The 2,837-nt window shown below is 63.2% G+C and carries 3 protein-coding genes and 1 tRNA gene; 3 read left to right on the forward strand and 1 reads right to left on the reverse strand.

Going from position 1 to position 2,837, the window contains the following annotated elements; genetic code table 11:
• Positions 1 to 32: 32 nt before the first annotated feature.
• A tRNA-Met gene (locus tag EOA23_RS33230) sits at positions 33 to 109 on the forward strand.
• A 165-nt stretch (positions 110 to 274) separates the two neighbouring features.
• On the opposite strand, the gene EOA23_RS33235 is transcribed toward EOA23_RS33230, so the two are convergent.
• Positions 275 to 1,291, reverse strand: coding sequence for an aldo/keto reductase (locus EOA23_RS33235; protein ID WP_127307172.1), 1,017 nt, complete (start codon positions 1,289 to 1,291; stop codon positions 275 to 277).
• Between the two features lie 159 nt (positions 1,292 to 1,450).
• On the opposite strand from EOA23_RS33235, the gene EOA23_RS33240 reads away from it, so the two are divergent.
• Both EOA23_RS33240 and EOA23_RS33245 read left to right on the forward strand, forming a co-directional pair.
• Positions 1,451 to 2,596 carry an acyl-CoA dehydrogenase family protein gene (locus EOA23_RS33240; RefSeq protein ID WP_127307173.1) on the forward strand — a complete coding sequence of 382 codons (1,146 nt, stop codon included), beginning with the start codon at positions 1,451 to 1,453 and terminating at the stop codon, positions 2,594 to 2,596.
• A partial coding sequence (locus EOA23_RS33245; protein WP_127307174.1) for an SDR family NAD(P)-dependent oxidoreductase occupies positions 2,593 to 2,837 on the forward strand: 245 nt, incomplete at its 3' end. The genes EOA23_RS33240 and EOA23_RS33245, both read left to right, overlap by 4 nt.

Consider the following 2,837-nt stretch of genomic DNA (forward strand, 5'->3'; position numbering starts at 1 on the left):
CAAGAACGCAAGCAAACGCTTGCTCGTAGTGACGCGGGGTGGAGCAGCCCGGTAGCTCGTCAGGCTCATAACCTGAAGGTCACAGGTTCAAATCCTGTCCCCGCAACCAATTCTATCATAAATCAATAACCGTCCCGGTCTAACCGGGGCGGTTTTTGCGTTTAAGGGCGGGCCGCGGTCGCTTCTGTGGAAGGCGTTTCGAAATGGTCGCCGATCTCCACGTCCTCGTAGCTCAGCCCAAGGCCTGTGAGCGATGTCCCTCGCACGTCGACACTCATGCCGGCACCGGCGCGTCTTCCCGCAACAGCCCGTTCTTCTTCAGGTCTTGCCAGAACTCGCCGGGGATCGGGTAACTGAACCAGGCAAGGTTCTGCTCGAGTTGCTGGACGGTGCGAGTGCCGGCGCAGAAGGACGGGATGGCCGGATGCGCCACCACGAACTGCAAGGCGGCGGCCGGCAGCGGCACGCCATGCGCGCGGCAGACCTCCTCGATCTTCGCCACTTTCTCCATGACGGGCTTTGGCGCCGGTGAATAATTGTACTTGGCGCCGGGAACGGCGCCCGTGGCCAGGATGCCGGAATTGAAGCCCCCGCCGACCAGCACCGCCGCACCGCGCTCGACGCAAAGCGGCAGGAACTCGTCGAGGGCTTCCTGTTCGAGCAGCGTATAGCGGCCCGCCAGCAGGAAGCAGTCCAAGTCGCGCTGCTTCAGCGCCTCGTGGCAAACCTGCCATTCGTTGACCCCAACGCCGATCGCCTTCACGACGCCTTCGGAGCGCAGTTTCTCCAATGCCCGCCAGCAGCCATCCATCGCCTGCCGGAAAACTTCCGGCTGCTCGTCGCCACGGGTGAATCGATCGATGTCATGGATGAACAGCATGTCGATGTGTTCAAGCGCCAGGCGCTGCAACGAATCTTCGAACGACCGCATGGTGCCGTCGTAGGAATAATCGAAACTCATGGTGTTCGGCGCGGCATTCGACCACGGCGCGAAGTCGATCTCGGAGCGTTTCGCGGGCTTCAGCACCCGGCCCACCTTGCTGGCGAGGACGAACTCGTCGCGCTTCTTCCAGCGCAACGAATGCCCGGCCCGCAGTTCCGAAAGGCCGTGGCCGTACATCGGCGCCGTGTCGTAGAAACGTATGCCCGCATCCCACGCGGTCTGAATCATGGCATCCGCGGTCTGCTCGTCTATGGGCTGAAGGAAATTTCCGATAGGAGCGGTTCCGAACGCGAAGGCCGTGACGTTGAGGCCGGATCGGCCGAATACGCGCTTGTCAGACGGCTTCATGATATCCTCCCTGAGTAACCAACTGGTTATTTATATTTAAGATCACGTGATGCGGCAAGCACTTGTAACGGCAAGGCATAGCGCTGCGAAGTCCGCCGCTTGACGCCGCCGACGATTCCAGCGTAGGAGTAACTAGATAGTTACATATGGAGGTCGGCCGTGCCGCTGAGCGAAACGCAGCAGCAGGTGCGCGAGATGGCGCGCCAGTTTGCCGAGGATGTCATTCGTCCAGTTGCCGAGGCGCTTGATCGGGATGAGCGCTTTCCTGGCGAGATATATGAGCAGATGGGCGAGCTCGGTCTCTTCGGTATCGGCGTTCCGGAGGCCATGGGCGGTCCCGGCTTCGACACGCTTACCTATGCGCTGGTGATGGAAGAGCTGTCGCGCGGCTATGCGTCCGTCGCCGATCAATGCGGCCTCGTCGAGCTGATCAGCACCTTGCTTGTCCAGCATGGCAGCGAGGTGCAGCGGCAGCAGTGGCTGGGTCCGGCCATGCGCGCCGAGAAGAAGGCAGCCTACTGCATCACCGAGCCGGAAGCCGGGACTGATGTTTCCGGGATACGCACCACCGCGACGCGCGACGGGGACGGATGGCGGCTGAACGGCGGCAAGATCTGGATCCACAACGCGCCGGTCGCCGACGTCGGTTTCGTGCTGGCGCGCACCGACAAGGATGCGGGCCATCGCGGCATGTCGATCTTCATCGTCGACCTGCACGCCAAGGGAATAGAGCGCGGTCCGAAGGAACATAAGATGGGTCAGCGGGCCAGCCAGGTCGGCGCGCTCAATTTCAACGATGTTGTCCTGGGTCCCGAAGCGCTGCTGGGCGAAGAAGGTCGCGGTTTCCACATGATGATGAGCGTGCTGGACAAAGGGCGTGTCGGCATCGCTTCGCTCGCCGTCGGCATAGCGCAGGCCGGGCTGGAGGCGGCGGTCGACTATGCCCAGCAGCGGCGTCAGTTCGGCAAGCCGATTGCCGATTTCCAGGGCGTGCAGTGGCTGCTTGCCGATATGGCGAAGGACATCGAGGCGGCCCGTCTGCTCGTGCGCAGCGCCGCCGAGAAGATCGATGCGGGGGAGAATGCAACCAAGGCCTGCTCGATCGCCAAATGTTTCGCGGGAGACATAGCCGTGGCGCGCACCGCCGATGCCGTGCAGGTCTTCGGCGGCTCCGGCTACATACGCGGCTTCGAGGTCGAGCGCCTCTATCGGGATGCCAAGATCACCCAGATCTATGAAGGCACCAACCAGATCCAGCGCATGATCATCGCCCGCGAGCTCCTCAAGCATGGAGCCCGGGCGTGAGTGCCGGATCGCGTCATGCAGCCTTCGTCACGGGATCGAGCCGCGGCATCGGGCTTGCGGCGGCATTGGAGCTCGCCCGGCGCGGGTTCGGCGTGGCGCTCAACGGTCCGTCCGATGACGAGGAATTGAAAGCCGCCGAAGCCGCCGTCGCTGCGCTCGGCGGCCCGGTCGCGCGTGTCGCGGGCGACGTTGCCGATCTCGGCGGCCACGAAAGCATGCTCGAAGCCGCCGAGGCCGCAAT

Source organism: Mesorhizobium sp. M2A.F.Ca.ET.042.01.1.1, from assembly GCF_003997405.1.
Classification (GTDB): domain Bacteria; phylum Pseudomonadota; class Alphaproteobacteria; order Rhizobiales; family Rhizobiaceae; genus Mesorhizobium.

Coding starts and splice junctions, on each gene's coding strand:
- EOA23_RS33235 (WP_127307172.1), bottom strand. CDS start 1,291: ATGAAGCCGTCTGACAAGCGCGTATTCGGCCGATCCGGCCTCAACGTC.